Source organism: Paraburkholderia sp. GAS448, from assembly GCF_050435685.1.
In the GTDB taxonomy this organism is placed as follows: Bacteria; Pseudomonadota; Gammaproteobacteria; order Burkholderiales; family Burkholderiaceae; genus Paraburkholderia.
Genome location: NZ_JBNDKT010000046.1, coordinates 35857 through 52526, shown reverse-complemented (window position 1 = coordinate 52526; position 16670 = coordinate 35857). Strand labels below are relative to the sequence as shown.

Here is a 16670-nt window from a genome sequence, read left to right as displayed (position 1 = left end):
CCGCGCCGGAACGCCGGCGGCCGGTCAGCTTACGCTGCGAAAAAGCGGACATTTGAACTTGGCTAAAAGCGGACATTACAACTTAGCCTCTACAAGTAACTGTGTCGATAATTTATATTATGTCAAATATAAGGTGCGTGATCCGGTTGGTACAGCTGGCCGGGGTGGCCAGCTCGGTCAACCGATGATCAGTACGCGCCCAGCAGGCGGTCCAGTGCGGCGGTGATCTGGTCACGATGGTCCACAAGCGAACCCGCCTTCGGCCCCAGTTCGCTTGACGGCACGGCCGCGACAAAAGCCGGGTGCAGGATGCACCGGATTCCGCCAATATCGAATGACGGCGTGAAATCTGCCGGAAGCTTGCCGGGCGGGAAAGAAGCGGCCTCAATCAGCGGCACGACAACCCGCGTCGAGAGGCCCTCCAGAAAGTCGCTTTGCACGTCGACCAGATACGGTGTACTAGCTCGGCCCTTGCCGCTATTGGCGTAGACGTCGAATCGCGCCATCAAAACATCCGGTATTGTGCAAGGGGAAGCCCGTGCTCTTCGACCCATTCGTTTGTGTGCCGGATAAAGTCGGCATGTTCTTCGGCCCAGCGACGGCCTTCCTCAGCCTGGATCGCCTCGCGCAAGGCCTGCTCACAGGTGCGGGAAAAGTTGATGCCCAGACTTTTCGCCCGTTCGTAGACATCAACGGGCAGCGTGACGTTGGTCGCCTTGCGCGCCACGCTGGTTGCTGCATGTACCATCATGAGTCCTCCGCGCGAATAAATGCGCATATTTTCCAACATGATAATCCACATTGCCGTTCGCGGCATGGGTCGAGCACAGGCGTCATGTAGCTCACAATGCCCTTGCCACATCCCGATTTTACCGATACTGTATAAACATACAGTCTTCGCCGGGAGTCTGCGATGGAGCATCTGATCAGGATTTGTAGCGAAAAGGATCGTCAGGTACTAGCGTGGCTGCGCCAGCGCGTCGGCGATGCCGCGATCGCGCGCGCGGCCGCGGAATGCGGCAGCAACGCAAAGCCGTATCTGTCGGCAATATGCCGGCGGCTCGGCGATGCTGGCAGCGCCACGCACCATCGAGCCCAGCGTTGTTGCCGAACAGTCGCTCGCAACCATCCGCGGCATCCTCGTGTCCCGCTATCCGTCCGCCGTTTCACGAATTTTTGCCGGGTATCATCGCCGGTAACCACCCTGGAGCCCCGCGTGACCCTGCTCAAAAAACGCATCAAGGCGACTGACGAAAAGCTCGAGGCACTCAAGGAAGCCCGCAAGGCGGCACAGAAAGCCAGCTGCCAGGCGTACAAGCAGTCGAAGGCCGACCGCGAGCGCAAGGTGATGCTGGTAGGTGAAGCCGTCCTGCGACGTCTGGAGCGTGGCGAATCGGACGCTGCCGACTTTTACCGCATGATGGACGAGGCACTTTCCCGGCCCGCCGACCGGGCCCTGTTCGATCTCGACTGAGTCGGCCAGGGTTATCCACTGTTTCTGGGCACAGCCTTGTGGATAACCTGTAGGGCGGCGAGGCTAACTGCATGATTCGCCACGGATCCGCTCACCCTGCTTCGGGGCGTGGCAGATCCCTACAACGTGACTTCGGTGGCGAGCGTATCCCACGGCGCAGTCAAACGTCCTTCTTCACGCAAGACGAGGCCGGCTGCTTCCAGCACGGCAACGTCACCGTGCACGCGCTTGTAATCACGTCCAAGTGCTGTCGCCAGTGCCTGGATGCTGTCGGCACCCTCACGATGCAGATGGCGCAACAATTCAAGTCGCCTGGGCGACAGGGCCGCGGTCATTTCCTCGAACGAGAGGAACGTCACATGCCGCTCCTCGAGGTTCTCGCCGGCGGCAGCACGATTGAAGGCCGCGGCAAAGCGCCGTCCCATGTCCCGGGCACCTCCCACATGCACATTCAGCTTGCTCATTTCCCGCTCCTTTCGCGTTCCACGTCATCCAGAAAATCCGCGACCATCCGCTCGGCGCTCTGGAATACGTAAGGCTCTTCATGACTCCGGTAGTGGCGGTGGTCGCCCTTGCCACGTTCATTGTCGTAGCCGATGATCCGCTCGCCGGCCCGTCCACAAAACAGGCTGTATTTCAGTCCGTGTGGCCGCTCCGGATCCGCGGCCGGCAGGCGCCAGATCCGCATTTCGAGGATGCTCCCATCTGGATAGACCGCCCGGTCCTCAAAGAGCAGCGTCGCTTTTTTCATATGGCATATGATGCCATACACTGTAGGCGCCGTAAATCTCAGGCGTCGGTCATCCATATCTGCCATTTCGTGCCAACGTGCCGTCATTTTCCGCCTAGTATGTAAATGCAATACGCACAGGCGGCAGGCGGTCATGACTTCAAGGGACGTGCTGCGTACAGAGCGGCGGGAGACGATACGGCAGTTGGCGTTCAGCCTTGCTGCCAGCGGTGATTTTGGCGACTGGCAGGCGATCGAGCAGACCCTGTGCCGCATGTATGGCGTAATCGAAACGCGCCGGCTGTTCATCGATCTGCGGATCCGGGCCGAACTCGACAGGCGCTGCACGCTGGCCAGACAGCCGCCAACCGGGACAGCCCTTTAGGACAGCCCCCGGGCGGGCCGCACAATAATGGTCCTCGCGGCCCGCCTTTCACGCCTCGCTGGCTACGGATTGGCTGGCGAGGCGCTTTCTGCGGAACGCGCGTACAACGCAGCAATGCCATGAAATCCATCCATACCCTGAAAGTGATCACCACGCACCTGTCTGGTACATGGACCCTCCCTGTACTGGTACTGATGACCGGCATCCTGCTCGCCCTCGGTGCCGCGCTGGGCGATATGCTGGAGTTCGGCGAATGCCCACAGCGCTGAAAACCACATACGCCGTGCGCTGGGTGACTGGAACGGATTGACCACCGTCAGCCGGCCGAAGATGATCTGCCCATGCTGCATGTCTTCGCTGTAGTGAACTTCGCAGTCCTCAAGCAAAGCGAACGCGATGATGCATGAATCGTAGAACCTGTTATCGTTGGAGATTGATGATCCTGACCAGTTCGTCGCGCAGTCCCGAGATGTCGAGCAGATGCTGTGCGCGCGTGACGGCCACATACAGCAGGCGAAGCTCGTCATCGTCAGGCATCGGACTGCCGTCGGCACCCCTCAGGCGGAAGTCGTCCGCCACTTTCACGCGCTTCCATTCCAGTCCTTTCGCCCGGTGAACCGTCGATATCACATAGTCGGCTTCTGCCTCACGCGTGCTGCATTGCGCGAGCGAGCGTAGAAAGCCGGTGCCGAGCTCATCGACGATCCGCACCACGGGTTCGAGGTCCCGGCCAAACGGGCTGCGCGCGAAGGCCTGCGCGTCCGACCATGTCTCGAACAGCGAGAACGCCGCCGGCCGGAACGTGCGCTGGCCAGCCAGCAGCTGATCCGCACCGTCGGCGAACGCAGTGATCTCCGCCGGGCTCATCCGGATCGCCGGCTGGTGCCCGGCATGGAGGCCCGCGGCGAACTGCCAGATTGCCGTCACGTTCTTGCGGCACAGGATCGCATCAACCGGCGGTGCGATCGAGGGATCTTCCACCATGATCGAACCGATGTTCTGCTGCCCGCGGACCGGCGTGTGTTCACCCAGCATGACGAGCAGCCAGCTGGCCAGCCCGGCGAATGTCGGGCCGAACCGGAACGATTCGGTCAGCGCACATTCCGGCGCGTTGATCTGCGCCATCGCGTTGACAGCGCCCCGCCATTCGTAAATCTGTTGATAAGGGTCGCCCACGTAGATGATCTGCGCGTGCCGTTGCCGGGCGAGGATGGAAAGCATAATGCCGTCGCTGTCCTGTGCCTCATCGAAGAGAATGTAATCCGCATCGATGCGCGGCTCCGTCAACGCCCACAGCTTGAGCAGCACGTCGGGCGAAATCGCATTGCGTGAGCGCGGCGCGGTACTCTCCTCCCACAGCCGTTCAACGTGCGGCAACAGCCAGCCGCGCAGTTGCACAGCGACCGCTTCGTCGATTTTCTCGTCTACCACAATGTGTTGCACGGATGGCCGCAGATCGGCCGAACGACAGAACCTGCCGAGCCCTTCGGCAATCATCCGCCCGATCTCGAACGGCACGATTTCGACTGCCTTGCCCGTTACGGTGCCGACTTGCAGCGGGCCCAGTCCGTACCGGGCGGCCAGTTCATGCGGTGGTTCGGGCGCGAGCTTCATGCGGCTTCTCAATGCCGGGGTGACGGATGCCCAGGCGCGTGAGTGGATCGTGCGCGCATCGACGCCAGGCGGGAAGCGGCGGCGGGCACTCGCCGCGATTTCGCGGTTAAACGCGAGATAGATGCCGCGTCGCGCTGCGAGCTGTTCGGCGACCAGCTGAAGCGTGGACGTTTTGCCCGCGCCGGCGTACGCCTTGATCTTGAGGTCCCCGCCACGCAACGCCGCTTCAATGACCGCGCGCTGTTCTTCCGTGGGCTTCATTGAGGCGGACATGGCGGACATGGGCGAAGGACGCTGAGGAGGAAACCGCGGGAAGTGTGCCAGAAAACCCGCGCCGGGGGCTCACACGTCAGGTATGATCGGCGCCGCGACACCTGAAAGGGTGACCGGTTGATGGATCGCCCTCGCGCCGAGGCCGGGAATATCGGCGCAACTTAGCAAGAACGGCGGCGGTAGCTCAGCCCTTTGAGCTGTTCAGCAATTTCCGGTCTGAAATGAAGACGGTAAGAATCAAACGACATCCCGGTTGAAATTGCCAAAGGCTGCCCGCTCAAGCGGTTCCCATGCGAAACCCTGTCCGACGGTGATGCGCTTTCCGTTCGAAAAGGACGACACGAACAGGGCATGCCCCTCGCACACACAGTCATCGGCGAGCTTTCTGATCGGGTCCGGGTAGTGAAACTGATGCACGTTCCATTTCACGTGCTGGCTGGAGAAATCCGTTTTGTGCAGGGCGCCCAGGTGTGCAAGGAGCAACTGGTGATAGCCGAACTCCACATGTGCGAACAGCAGTCCGCTCTTTTGATGATAAAGAAAATCGCCGGCTGAGCCTGACTGAACGTCATGCAATACATCCACAAGCTGCCCGGCGTAGCCAAAGCGGATATGTTTCCATAGATAACGGTGCAAACCTTCCGTTATGCCTGGTTGCGGCATTTCCGTGAATACTGACAGGAGCACTTGCGTAAGCTCCTGGGCATCGTCCATCCGGTATCGCATGAAGTTCATGGAAGGCTGCGTTTGAAGAAATCGGGTCTGGAAATTTCGGCGAACAGGCACGCGGCATCACCCGCGTTGTTTTTTTGCCCTGGTCCGGTGTCCGGACCAGACCTCCATTTCCGGATCGTGGTCCGAAAGCTGGTGCCGGCGCGACGCGATCGCCGCAAGTCGGGGTGGTTCAAGGACCATGCCCCATGCCCTGAGCAAAGCGTCAAAGCACGGTGCTGCTATGTGTGGCACCGGCAACGCAACACCCGTGACCCGGTAGCGGGTCCGTTCTTTCGCGCTCGCGCCCGAACGGACCACGCGTTCAAGCGCCCCATTCCGAACCGCGTATTGCAAGGCCTCGGCTGCCCTGCGCGACGTCAACAGTCCGGCCGTCACGACATCGTGCACCGTCGCGTCGCTGCGCTCACGTAGCCACGCCAGCAGGACTTCAGCATTCGCGTGCGTACTCATATTCGATGTCCCTGCCTTTATCTTTCCTTTCCCAGGTCAAGATCTGGATAGCGCGGGATTATATCTCCCGTTTGGGAGCGGGCCGGGCATCGCAGATTGCCCCCGTTCATGCCGCGTTCATGAAACGTCAGCGGGGGTTCTCGTCCGGGCTTCCCGACAGCTGCTGGAATTCCCTGGCCATCCTGTCGTTCACGCGGTCCCTGCCCTGCTGGGCCAGCAGCGACTGCTCCAGCACGAAGGCAACCAGATCACTGGGTAGCGTTAGAAACTCGATGAGGTTCAGTCCAAAGTGAGCCAGCACCTGGCGTTTTTCATATTGCCTGATCCGCTCGTACAGAAGACCACCTGAAGACGTATCCTCGGCCTCGTGCATCGCGACCAGTGACAGGGTCGCGTCGCGGCTATCCAGCGCATGGTTGTAGATGCCGTAGGCCGTTTCATAGCAGTCGCGCAGCAGCAGCTGCGTGTCCGTCGAGTTCGCGATGGCCGGGGCCTGCTCCAGCGCGAACTTTACCGGATTCTCCTCCGGTACGCGTGTGCCGAAGTCCGGCTGCGAGACGTGCAGACGCCTTAGTCCCTCAGGTTGATCTGGCTCATTTTCTGCCCGAGCAGGGTAAAAAAAGTGTTTTCGACGTTCATCGGCAGGATGTGGGGAAAACGCGGCAAACGGTTCTCCTCGTCCGGCGTCGCGGTATTCGTGCCGATGAGGGCGATGGCGCAGTCATCGATGTACTTTCTCACCTCGGTGAAGTACCGGTTGCGCACTTCCTCGTCGGGCGAGAGCTCGTTGATGGCGTTCTCGATGGTTTCGCGATCGACGATGCCCGACTCGCCAAAGTGGATCTCCTGCACCCAGTGAACGTACTGCCGCATGTTGGTGGCCTGTCCGTGCGCGAGGATGTAGTTGTTGCGCTTCTCGTCATCGGGCGGCACTTCCATCGCGCCGTCGATGATGCGCACGATCTCTCCGATCCAGCGCTCGCCGGCGAGCACATAGTCGGCGGCCGACGGCACGCGCAGCGTCATGGCGATTTCGTTGCTGAGCTGCACATGCCGCGGCTGGCCGATCGTGAATTCGCTGCGGTAGCGGTTGACGCTCTCCGCGCTCATGGTGCTGCTGCCCCGCCCGGCCATGTGCCGCACCTGCCACGCCGTGAGCGCCTTGTTGTCGACCCACAGCAGCTTGCTCACGTTCAGCCTGCTGCGCAGGATCCGCTCTTCCTTCGTGGCCGGGTCGATGTACGGGCGCGCATATTGAAAGCCCCGCGGCCAGATCGAGCAGGCGAGACCCCAGAAAAGGACAGGCAGATCGGGCGTGAGGATCAGTTCGCGGATCTTCGCCGGATCCTTCTCCTGCAGCGTCGTGTCGTGCAGGTGGTCGAGCGCGAAGTCGAGTAGCCACTTCGTCAGGTACGAGGAGGTGTTTGCGAACGCGAAGCCCGTGGTGTTGCGGCCCAGATCAATCTTGTCTTCCATCAGTTGCCGGTTGAGTTCCAGCATCGCCATCTCGTTCGGGGCCTTCAGCGACACGTGGAAACCTGAATGGAAAAGCGGTACCTGGATGACGGCGCCCAGCCCGAGCATCGACCGGATCTGCAGGATGGCCTTCTCTCCCGACACTTTCTCGTTCGGTGCACTCGAAAACGAGAGCCGCCCCAGATTGATCCTGCCCTGCTCCGAGCTGACGCCCTGCCGCCACTCACTGCCTTCGCGGCTGGTCGAAGCCTGCCATTGATCGCCGCGTGGAGCCAGACCGTTCGCGGCATTGGCCATCCTGTACCACTCACGACCGTCTTCGGTCCTGGTGATGTCGATGTTCGGCAGCGTGTCCATGATGTCGCTGATGTGCTGACGCGTGCTCGCATGTCCGACGAGAAAGACGTCGTCCGGATTCCAGGCCCGGTCGAGCGGCGGAAACGTTTCGTATTCCTGTACGGTAGTTTTCGAAGGTGCGAGTGGTGGCACGACGACATTGATGCTGTCCTGCTCGCGCCCTTCCTCCTGCTCTCCGGGCAGCACAGAGCCTTCACTGGCGGAGGCCGGTTCGTCAGCACGGGGCGTGTCTTGCCGGGCGTTGCTGTCCTCCTGTTCAGCGGGCTGCCCTGCGGCATACCCTGCAGGGCCGGTGACCGGCACTTCATCAAATCCATCGGCAGGCTCATCGGGGGGCAATGGCTGCCGCTGTTGAACGGGTTGATCGACGGGGTGATCCAATGGGTGATCTTCGGGCACGGTGACCTCCCGGCATGAAGATGAACGGCATGAAGATGAACGGCGGCGCTGCTACTTGTCGGGGCGGGGCGCAGCGGTTTCCACGATCTGCCCGACGTTGTCCTCCCCGCTATCCGCATCAGGCCCATCCAGCCCGTCGGGCCCGACACCGGCGGCGGCCGTCTCGACATGAGTGGCTACCCCGGGCTGCGTCCTGGCAAGGACGAGCTCCGCTTCATGCGTGAACTCGAGCAGATGATTGACGATGGGAATGAGTGTCTGGTCGTGCCTGAGCTGCCACATCACGTACTGCTCGAAGAGCATGGCCGCGAGCAGGTTTTCGTCGGGGTCCTCCGTGCCGCCCGTCCTGTCAGCATGTGCCTGGTGCAACTGGACGAGTTCTTTCGAGAGCTGCTCCATGTCGCACCTGAACTGGATCAGCAGGGCGCAGTACTCCTCCCTGCTTCCCAGGTGCGCAAGCAGGACAGGATTGCTGAGAACCGGCGCCGCGCGTTTGATCCAGTGGTCCATCAACCCGACCATCCTGAGATACATGTCATTGAGCACGTCCCATTGCCCCGGTGCCATGTCGGCAGCCAGACGGACTGCCTGGGCAATGGGCGTCTCCCGGAAGAGCGACGGCGTTTGAAGAGAAGCGGCCGGCTTCTCCTGCCCCTGCCTGGATACATTGCGATTGCGTCGCGATTTCGCTTTTTTCGTCATTTTCCGGCTACTCCACAAAACCTGATTTCACTGTTTCGCGATTCATCATTTGAGGAAAATGAGAAATGCGACCCCGAGCCATTCGTTCGCTGCGTCATTCAGGTACCGCGGCGGCTGAACGGATCGCTACAGCATTGGGACGAGGGATATTTTTTAACGTGAGAAATCCAGATGATTGACATCCTGCGGGACTACCTCGTGCAGGCGTCGTCGCCCGAGTTCATGCAGACCATCGACGAGGCCCACAGTGTTCTCGATGAATTCGGCGTTGAGGACTACTCGGATATCTTTGTGCAGATCCTGATGATGGACGACGTGGTTGATCGCGGACAGACCGTGCAGGACGTGTACGACGCCACACACGATCTCCAGGCAGGATTGCTCAGGGCGCTCGGCGTCACGGTTTCGGATGAGGCGCGCGTCGATCACCTCTCAGTGCTGCTCAGGGGCCTCAAGGCCATCGAGCGCTTCCACGATCCGGCTGCGATCCTGCGGCACTGCGAGCTTGAGTCGCATCCCGAGGACCTGCTTGCTGAAGTGCTGGGCCTTACCATCGGCACGCCGGCCGAAGAACTGCTGGTCGATCTTCACGGCGTAGATCAGCCTGCTATCCAGCGCATTATCGAGGTGGCGATTGCACAGGTTCAGGCGCAGTCTGAAGACCAGACACCCGAAGATGAGCGGCCAGACAAAACTCCCTATGTGCAGGCATGGCGGCGCTTCAGGGAATTCACGGGCGGACCGCCGGTGCTGCTGGAGCGCTTTTTTTCAGACGGGCTGGACGTGGGATACCCGTTTGCCCTCTACGTCAACATGATCGGGCCGGAACTCGAAACCCTGCCGCCCGGGGTGATCGCCGCCAATCTCGTCGCGATGGCGCTCATTTCCAGTGACGGGAACGCGAACCCACGCACCGTGATCAGCGCGCACATCGATACCCTGCTTCATGACCTCGATCTCATCACGAAGGTCACCATCGAAGCGAACGATCTGCTAGTGAAATCCGAGATCCGGGCGACCACAGTCATCCGAACGGAAGCGCCCCACGATGGACAAGCGAACCTTCTTTCTCAGGGCAATGGCGGCTGAGGAGTATCGCCGCCGCGCATGGGTCATTTCAGCGTTCAGCCAGGCGCGCGAGAACGCGGATGCCTGGAAGACGGACAGGTATCCGTGGCGGATTGTGCAGACACCCACTGCACATTTCTTCGTTGATCCCGAAAAGGACCGCGACCTCACGGCCATTGACGATGCCACGCCTGGCCAGCCCCCCTTTACCTTTCGGGAGCCCATCGACCTGAAGGCGGGTGAAGTACCGAACCTGCGCGGCGATGTGCGAACGACCTACGGGAACACGCTGTTCAATTTCCTGGTGCTCGTCTATCCGTTCGGAGACCGCGTCGAATTCCAGCTGGGGCGCGTTAGCGCCGCGCAGCTTGAGGACCACGTCCTGAAGCGCACGGTTGACGATCCCATTGACGACCCCGATGCTGGTGCCGGTGCGGATGTGAAGGGGAACAGGTCGGCGCCCGCCCCGGCCTCAAAGGGTTTTCAGGCGCCGCTCTACACCAGCGAATACGTGAAATTCTCCAACGCGATGTTCCAGCTCACGGCCTTTACGCAGCTGTGCGTGCCCGCCGTGACGCGCAAGACCATGCAGGCGGCGCCCGGCATTCTCGAATTGCGCGACAGGCTGCTCGAGCAGAACCGCGATCATCTCGATGACCCCGCGGTTGTCGCCGGCATCATGAAGGAACTGGTGAAGTACGACAAGGAATATCTGAAGGATGACGAGGGTGCGAACTTCCTCATCACGAAGAAGTCCTGGGATGTGGTGCGAACGCGCCTGTTTTCGATGATGGGCATGGAGGCGGGCTTTGGCGATCTGACCCGCGCCGATCTCGTGAAGACGTCCCTCGCCGAAGGATGGGACATCAGCAAGTTCCCGAGCATGAACGATACCCTGCGGGCCGGTTCGTACAAGCGCGGCGCCGAAACAGCGCTGGGCGGCGAGCTCGTGAAGTGGCTGTTGAGGGTTTCGGCCAACCTCGGCGTCACCCAGGAGGACTGTGGCACGCGTCTCGGACTCGAGATGACGGTCGACGAGGACAACCTCTACAAGTTGCCGGGCTCATCGGTGGTGACGCCTGACGGTCATGAAAAGATCGACAGCGAGGAGGCCGCTCGCGGCTACCTCGGCAAAACGATCATGTTGCGTAGCCCGATGTTCTGTGCACTCACGAAAACCGACTACTGCTCGGTGTGCGCGGGTTCACGCCTCTCGCTCAACCCCACGGCACTGTCGGTCGCGATTTCCGATTACGGGTCCACGTTTATGGGACTCAGTTTGTCAGCGATGCATGGGAAAGTATTGGAGACCGCAAGGATGGACTACAAAAAGGCCATCACGTAGGTTACCGAGCCATCATCCCCCACAAATCGGTCGTTTTCCAGGTGTTTATCGTATGGATCAACATCTGGAAAGGTCCTGCCGTGCTTAAAAAACTCCTCAGTCTTCCGAAGGGATTCGTCACCGTCCCGGGTTACCCATACGTGGCAGTGAGTCGCGCAGGAGAAGTGATCAGCCGCCTGACGGGTAACCAACTGAAAGTGCATCGGAACAACGAATCCGGCTATCTGCGGGTTGGAGTCGGCGTCGATGGGAAAGTGGAAAACTACATGCACCATCGTCTGATGGCGCTTGCGTTCATCGACAAACCCGAGCGCCATCGTGGGAAGAGCTTTGACGAGCTTCAAGTTAATCACATCGACGGCAACAAGGCGAATAACCGGCTCGACAATCTAGAATGGGTAACGCGTGTCGAGAACATGGAACACGCAATCAGGCATGGACTGATCGTGATGCAGGCGGTCATGAGCCGCAACATCCAGACCAATGAGATCCGGGTTTTCCAGTCCGCCGAGGACTGTGCCCACGCATTCGGCGTCAGCACCATCAGGATGCGAAAGCATGTCGCGTCGCCGCGTGCCGGAATGGTGACGAAGAAGTGGTGTGTTTTCAAGACGGCAGACGGGAAGTCGTGGCCTGAGCTGTACGATGAGCACTACGAAGAAAACAGCTGGGAGATGGTATTCGGTGCGTGGTTTGCGACGGACGTGGCGACTGGGAAGGTTGTGATAGCGCAGACGCTGCCGAAGCTGGCTGAAGCCATTGGTGTGTCAGTCAGCGGGTTGCAAGGCTATTTCAAGAGGTCACTCACGCCCTACCTCGGCAAGTGGATGATCCGGTACGACGATCTGGCGCTGCCCGATGCGCTGAAGAAGATTTCGCATTACAAGGAGCGCGTGATGTTCGCGCCGAAGCTTGTCATCGCCACCAATACGAGAACGGGAGAAGTCCAGCGCTTTGCCAGCCGCAACATTGCGGGCAGCACACTCGTGATTCATCCGGACCGGATCCGGTACGCCATGAAAGCGCGCGGTGGAATCGTGGGCGACTGGCAATTTATCGAAGAAGATCCCGACGTGGACCAATCCATCCTGCACAACCGGATCACTTTCAAGGAATATCTGAAAGCAGCGTGAATCGGCAATGCGCGTATTTCGGCGGACGCGGCCAGTCAGTCCGGTATCTGGATCACCGCGACCGGTATTCTGAACACCGAAATAGCGGCACAACCGGAGACTGTTGTCGACCCATTAGGGACAGTCAAGCGGCCTGATAGCGGACAGTCAGACGGCCAATTCGGCGGCGACTTTGACCTTACTGTTCAACCAAAACAGGTGTTCCTGTCTCGACCAAATCAAATAGTTCTACGATGTCCGCGTTGCGCATCCTTATGCAACCGTGAGATGCCGGAACTCCCATCGGTTCGGTGTCAGGGCACCCGTGTATGTAGATATAGCGTCGCATGGTATCTACTTTACCTAATCGGTTTCTTCCCCGTTCGCATCCGCGCAACCAGAGAATGCGGGTCAATATCCAGTCGCGTCCTTCAAACCGTTCGGCGAGTTCGGGTGAATAGATTTCGCCGGTTGCTCGACGTGCGGTAAAAACGGTACCGACTGCACAAGAGGCACCGATCTTCAGCCGAATGACATGGTGGCCGCGAGGAGTGCAGCCGCTTCCCATTCGTTCACCAGCACCGTTCTTTGCTGTGGAGACTTGGTAGGTACGCACTGCTTCTCCTTCGCGTATGAATGTCAACGTTTGTCTGGAGAGATTTGCAACGAGTCGCGGAATTGGCATTAGATATTTCAGCATTTGGGAGCGCAGATCGTCATCGGATTACCGACCGAATGTTGACCTCATGCCGCTGATTGTCGACGATCTGGGCGATCATGTCGAATGTCACAAACTGGCCGGCATCCGCCTGACGGGGACGGTGGACACGAGCGTCCGGAATATGCACGGGAAAGTATTGGAGACCGCGAAAATGGACTACCGCAAATCCATCATCTGAGCGCTGTTGCGTGTGCTCAGGCCTGAAACTCTATCGCGGGAGCCGCAGATGAACGATGAACCGAAGGAAGCAAATGGCCCAGATACAGGCCCAGATACAGGCCCGGATCCAGGAGCGAGTCCGTCTGTCCGCACGACGGCGGGCGCGAGGGACGCCACAAGGCAGGACGGCAACGTCAGCCAGTCAGGTGAACAGGGCAGCAGGACGGGGCCGGCCATTCCCGCCGGTGAAGCCGCGAAGGCAACTAACGGTCCGCCCGCGCCACCTCCGCGAAGAGTGGCAGCGCGCGCCGGTACGCCAGTGCCTGGCCGGGGCGCGCCTCCAGCTGTCCCACGCAAGCCGACACAGCAGCAGGAGCAGGAAGACAGCCTGACAGACGTGACCATTGCAGGCCAGATGATCATCAATACGGTCACGGAGTACACGCAGACCATGAAGCCTGGCCGCGTGATCACGCAGGCCGAGGGCATGCGGCAACAGGTGAGCCTTTGCATCGCGATCTTCGCCGCCATCAACACGCTCGATGCGGACTTCAGGCCCGTGCTCACCACGATTCTCGGCATCCTGCACCGCGAACGTGACGCCGCGTTTCGCGAGACACACCTCTTCCGTTACTGGGACAGCGTGGCCCTCTCGAAGAACCAGCGGCGCGGCTTCGAGAAGATCATCACCCTGCTCAAGACACTCGCGGATCCGAAAACGCGCCAGACCGCGCTGCGGCAGGTCGACTTCGAGCGTCTGCTGCAGTATGGGCTGACGGAAAAAGGTCGAGCACGTCTTGCGGCCTACTTCGGTAAATAGGTTGCCAGGTAGTCCTTCTCAATGGCGGATCGCACTCATCCTGTGAACCCCCTCGCCCATCCGGTTCTCACGGTCCACGGGCGAGGGTTCTATCCGGTGATGAGGAGAATCCGACCATGCCCGCCCTTCCCTCAGGTACATCCTCCACGCAAGCCCGGCAGATCCAGCGCGCCCTGAACGAGAAGACGGGCGCGAGTCTGAAGGTCGACGGCCAGTTCGGGCCACTTTCAATCTCTGCACTCCAGAAGTATCAGACCCAGATCGGCGTGCCGGTCACCGGCATCTATGACTCTGCCACGCAGGCGATCCTCGCGCCCTTCATGGCCCGGAAGTATCTCGGCGATGCCGCGTTCCAGCAGGCCGCCGCGAAGCTGGGTGTGGACGTTGCCACCGTGCAGGCGGTGTGTCAGGTCGAGGCGAAAGGCGCCGGCTTTCTCGACAACGGTCAGTGCATCATCCTCTTCGAGCGCGCGCAGCTCCACAGGCAGTTGCTCCCGCTGCTCCCCTCCGCGAAACTCTCCCAGCTCGTCAGCCAGTATCCCACGCTCATCAATACCGCCGCCGGCGCCTATCTCGGCGGGGCGGCGGAATGGACTCGCCTTTCACAGGCCCAGCAGATCATCAAGGGGTGCGGCGTAGACCCCGCCGTTGCGTACCGGGCCTGTTCCTGGGGGCTCTTCCAGATCATGGGCTACTACTTTGCGGAGCTCGGCTATGCGAGCGTGACGGACTACGTCAATGCGATGCAGATGAGCGAGTCTCACCAGCTCGACGCATTCGTACGGTTCGTGACCAACATGAACAGCGGCGCGATGCTGCGCTACCTGAAGGCGCAGGACTGGCTGCACTTTGCCCTGCAGTACAACGGGCAGGCGGCGGTCACCATGAACAACTATCCCCAGAAGCTTCAGGATGCCTACACGGCCCTGATCAAGGCCGGCCCATAACTGGCCCATGAGCGTCGTGCCGGCGCTTGTCGCCCGGTGCGCTGCTCAAAACGCGTAATACGGTCCTGTTCCCGCTGGCGTCACGCGCGTTTCGATCGCGGTGTAAATGCGTCGCCCGAAGAAGAACGGTAGCCCCCAGTCGAAGGCCGAAGTCATGGCTCCTGCCAGATCGTTAAAGGCATAGTTGGGCGTCGCAAACAGTGTCTGCGCGTTAGCGACTTCCAGCGACAGCGTGACGCTTGCGCCGTTGATCCCGGTCATGGTGGCGCTGGAAACCTGCGTCGAGCCCGGGCAATACCAGATACCGCAACGCGTGAGCGTCGTGCTGGAAAAAAACAGGCCATTCGAGCCGCTGTCCACGAAGCTCTGCGCGTACACGCTGCCGTTGCTGGCCGTCGTGATGTAGCCCGTCGATGAATTGCCCTTGAGCACTGTCGCACTGCCTAATCCGTTGTCGGCCTGGGTGCCGATCCCAAAGACCAGTGAGCCCGAGGCGGCACTCGCCCCCGTGTCTGGCACGGCAGGCAGATCGATGACAGCACCGTTGTTGTCAAACGCAAAGCTGCTGACCGGGTTCGTCACCTGATCGGCGAGTGCCTGAGCCGTCGCCTGGCAGGCGCCCGTCGCGTCACAGGCGTAATACCAGCGCGGCAGAGCAGACCCAACGCAACCGCCACCGCAGTCCGCCGAGAACACACCCACACCGAGGATCCCGTTCGCGCGCAAGGCGGACGCCGACTGCATGGCGAGCCCTGAGGCCGAGCACCCGGCGGGCACCGTCGGCACGGACGCATCGGCGATCACCTGCACGGGCAGCGATACCGCGACTTCACCCGCCATCCGGACATCCGCACGCCGCACCGCACCCCAGGCATAGCCCGAGCCAAACACCGCGCATTCGCCACTCGTCCTGGTGCCGGACGCGATCGCAGGCAGCGTCACACCGGCTGGCAGTGCCGACGCCAGGATACGCAGTCCCTGCGAGCCGGTGTCAACCTGAACGTTGTCGATCGTCGCACAGTTGCTGGTGCCTGGCGTGCAGACCGTCACACTGGTCGTGAGCATGTTTCGCGTGCCCGTCACATTCATCTGGACAGCGACCGGCTGGACATTGGGTACTGTCGATTGTGGCACGACAGGCGGGCTCGACGCCGCAACCGGGGACGAAGCCGCCGGTGTGGCGGACGCCGGCGCTGCTGCGGGGGACGACGACGTCGACGTGTTCGCGCTGCCGCCGCCTCCCCCACAACCTGCGGTTGCCAGACAGGCCAGAGCGATGAGGATGACCAACGGGCTTCTGGTTCGCATGGCCGCCCCCTCAGCGCAGATCATCGGGCACGACGCCGGCCGGCAATGCGGCAGGCAGCCAGGCGCGGCCAACATAGCTGCGCATCTGGCCGCCCGACTCGACAATCACATCCGGCTGGGCAACCTGCGCTGCATGAAGGCTCGGCACGAGGCCGATGCGAGCGGCCGCTCCGGCGCGATACGAACCGTCGTAGGGACCGAGCAGCGCGTGCAGATCCGGCATCGTCGGGCCCTGCCAGGTATAGCCGACGATCTGCCCCGTGGCGCTGGCGTATTCGTTAATCGTCGTGCCGCCCTCGTCGACGAACGTCCGTATGAAGAGCGCACCGTTGAGCATCACGTGCCGGACGGCATCCGGTAACGGTGGCTGGACACCACCCAGTTCGGCGTGCGCGTCGATAATGGCTGCCGACAACGCAAACGCCAGCGACAGACGTCCAATGTGCCCCGACATGTTCATGAAAGCCTCCCCCGATCTGTTGCTGTTCTTATCTGGCAGGAATGCTATCGATACAGCAGGATTTCCAATTGAAAGAACAGGACATGGTTTGCCGGCCATTTCCGCGGTTCCGCGCTTCGCGCCCTGTTGTCCACG

General features: G+C 60.9%; 22 protein-coding genes. 9 read left to right on the top strand and 13 right to left on the bottom strand.

All coding sequences use genetic code 11. The features are described 5' to 3' along the window. Positions 1 to 188 precede the first annotated feature (188 nt). Positions 189 to 506: a CcdB family protein gene (locus P3T23_RS41410; RefSeq protein WP_429321844.1), complete on the bottom strand. Its 318-nt coding sequence runs from the start codon at positions 504 to 506 to the stop codon at positions 189 to 191. Then, entirely contained in the window at positions 506 to 802 is a 297-nt protein-coding gene (locus P3T23_RS41405) for a type II toxin-antitoxin system CcdA family antitoxin (RefSeq protein ID WP_429321843.1), read from the bottom strand. The genes P3T23_RS41410 and P3T23_RS41405 overlap by 1 nt, the downstream gene beginning before the upstream one ends. 111 nt (positions 803 to 913) lie before the next feature. Between P3T23_RS41405 and P3T23_RS41400 the strand changes: the two genes are divergently transcribed. Next, the gene (locus P3T23_RS41400) at positions 914 to 1474 is read left to right on the top strand and encodes a hypothetical protein (RefSeq protein WP_429321842.1); all 561 of its coding nucleotides are present in this window, start codon (positions 914 to 916) and stop codon (positions 1472 to 1474) included. A 119-nt stretch (positions 1475 to 1593) separates the two neighbouring features. Here P3T23_RS41400 and P3T23_RS41395 read toward each other — a convergent pair whose 3' ends face one another. Continuing rightward, positions 1594 to 1938, bottom strand: coding sequence for a hypothetical protein (locus tag P3T23_RS41395; protein WP_429321841.1), 345 nt, complete (start codon positions 1936 to 1938; stop codon positions 1594 to 1596). Beyond that, on the bottom strand, positions 1935 to 2225 hold the full coding sequence (locus P3T23_RS41390) for a toxin-antitoxin system TumE family protein (RefSeq protein WP_429321840.1): 291 nt from the start codon (positions 2223 to 2225) through the stop codon (positions 1935 to 1937). The genes P3T23_RS41395 and P3T23_RS41390 overlap by 4 nt, the downstream gene beginning before the upstream one ends. A 133-nt stretch (positions 2226 to 2358) precedes the next feature. On the opposite strand from P3T23_RS41390, the gene P3T23_RS41385 reads away from it, so the two are divergent. Continuing rightward, positions 2359 to 2589 carry a hypothetical protein gene (locus P3T23_RS41385; RefSeq protein WP_429321839.1) on the top strand — a complete coding sequence of 77 codons (231 nt, stop codon included), beginning with the start codon at positions 2359 to 2361 and terminating at the stop codon, positions 2587 to 2589. 119 nt (positions 2590 to 2708) lie between these two features. Further along, positions 2709 to 2858, top strand: a complete 150-nt coding sequence (locus P3T23_RS41380; protein WP_429321838.1) for a hypothetical protein — start codon at positions 2709 to 2711, stop codon at positions 2856 to 2858. Positions 2859 to 3009: 151 nt separating this feature from the next. On the opposite strand, the gene P3T23_RS41375 is transcribed toward P3T23_RS41380, so the two are convergent. The 6 genes from P3T23_RS41375 to P3T23_RS41350 form a co-directional block, all read right to left on the bottom strand. Next, the gene (locus P3T23_RS41375; protein ID WP_429321837.1) at positions 3010 to 4464 is read right to left on the bottom strand and encodes a UvrD-helicase domain-containing protein; all 1455 of its coding nucleotides are present in this window, start codon (positions 4462 to 4464) and stop codon (positions 3010 to 3012) included. Between the two features lie 249 nt (positions 4465 to 4713). Beyond that, positions 4714 to 5190, bottom strand: coding sequence for a hypothetical protein (locus P3T23_RS41370; RefSeq protein WP_429321836.1), 477 nt, complete (start codon positions 5188 to 5190; stop codon positions 4714 to 4716). A 78-nt stretch (positions 5191 to 5268) separates the two neighbouring features. Continuing rightward, positions 5269 to 5661 (bottom strand): hypothetical protein, encoded by a 393-nt coding sequence (locus P3T23_RS41365; RefSeq protein WP_429321835.1) that lies wholly within the window; start codon positions 5659 to 5661, stop codon positions 5269 to 5271. Between the two features lie 127 nt (positions 5662 to 5788). Beyond that, positions 5789 to 5962, bottom strand: a complete 174-nt coding sequence (locus tag P3T23_RS41360; protein WP_429321834.1) for a hypothetical protein — start codon at positions 5960 to 5962, stop codon at positions 5789 to 5791. Positions 5963 to 6231: 269 nt separating this feature from the next. After that, entirely contained in the window at positions 6232 to 7893 is a 1662-nt protein-coding gene (locus P3T23_RS41355; protein WP_429321833.1) for a hypothetical protein, read from the bottom strand. A 51-nt stretch (positions 7894 to 7944) separates the two neighbouring features. After that, positions 7945 to 8595: a hypothetical protein gene (locus P3T23_RS41350; protein ID WP_429321832.1), complete on the bottom strand. Its 651-nt coding sequence runs from the start codon at positions 8593 to 8595 to the stop codon at positions 7945 to 7947. A gap of 222 nt (positions 8596 to 8817) precedes the next feature. On the opposite strand from P3T23_RS41350, the gene P3T23_RS41345 reads away from it, so the two are divergent. The 3 genes from P3T23_RS41345 (at position 8818) to P3T23_RS41335 (ending at position 12141) form a co-directional block, all read left to right on the top strand. Beyond that, positions 8818 to 9684 carry a hypothetical protein gene (locus P3T23_RS41345; protein WP_429321831.1) on the top strand — a complete coding sequence of 289 codons (867 nt, stop codon included), beginning with the start codon at positions 8818 to 8820 and terminating at the stop codon, positions 9682 to 9684. Beyond that, positions 9644 to 11008, top strand: coding sequence for a hypothetical protein (locus tag P3T23_RS41340; protein WP_429321830.1), 1365 nt, complete (start codon positions 9644 to 9646; stop codon positions 11006 to 11008). Before P3T23_RS41345 ends, P3T23_RS41340 begins: the two co-directional genes overlap by 41 nt. 266 nt (positions 11009 to 11274) lie before the next feature. After that, on the top strand, positions 11275 to 12141 hold the full coding sequence (locus P3T23_RS41335) for an HNH endonuclease signature motif containing protein (RefSeq protein ID WP_429321846.1): 867 nt from the start codon (positions 11275 to 11277) through the stop codon (positions 12139 to 12141). A gap of 178 nt (positions 12142 to 12319) precedes the next feature. Here the strand turns inward: P3T23_RS41335 and P3T23_RS41330 are convergent, their stop codons facing one another. After that, entirely contained in the window at positions 12320 to 12805 is a 486-nt protein-coding gene (locus P3T23_RS41330; RefSeq protein ID WP_429321845.1) for a L,D-transpeptidase family protein, read from the bottom strand. 61 nt (positions 12806 to 12866) lie between these two features. Between P3T23_RS41330 and P3T23_RS41325 the strand changes: the two genes are divergently transcribed. From P3T23_RS41325 to P3T23_RS41315, 3 genes are all read left to right on the top strand, one after another. Further along, on the top strand, positions 12867 to 13019 hold the full coding sequence (locus P3T23_RS41325; RefSeq protein ID WP_429321829.1) for a hypothetical protein: 153 nt from the start codon (positions 12867 to 12869) through the stop codon (positions 13017 to 13019). Positions 13020 to 13067: 48 nt separating this feature from the next. Further along, positions 13068 to 13820 (top strand): hypothetical protein, encoded by a 753-nt coding sequence (locus P3T23_RS41320; protein WP_429321828.1) that lies wholly within the window; start codon positions 13068 to 13070, stop codon positions 13818 to 13820. A 116-nt stretch (positions 13821 to 13936) separates the two neighbouring features. Continuing rightward, entirely contained in the window at positions 13937 to 14767 is an 831-nt protein-coding gene (locus P3T23_RS41315) for an N-acetylmuramidase domain-containing protein (RefSeq protein WP_429321827.1), read from the top strand. Positions 14768 to 14812: 45 nt separating this feature from the next. Here P3T23_RS41315 and P3T23_RS41310 read toward each other — a convergent pair whose 3' ends face one another. Together P3T23_RS41310 and P3T23_RS41305 are read right to left on the bottom strand one after the other, a co-directional pair. Then, positions 14813 to 16075, bottom strand: a complete 1263-nt coding sequence (locus P3T23_RS41310; RefSeq protein ID WP_429321826.1) for a DUF3443 domain-containing protein — start codon at positions 16073 to 16075, stop codon at positions 14813 to 14815. A 10-nt stretch (positions 16076 to 16085) separates the two neighbouring features. After that, positions 16086 to 16535 (bottom strand): DUF2844 domain-containing protein, encoded by a 450-nt coding sequence (locus P3T23_RS41305; protein ID WP_429321825.1) that lies wholly within the window; start codon positions 16533 to 16535, stop codon positions 16086 to 16088. Positions 16536 to 16670 lie beyond the last annotated feature (135 nt).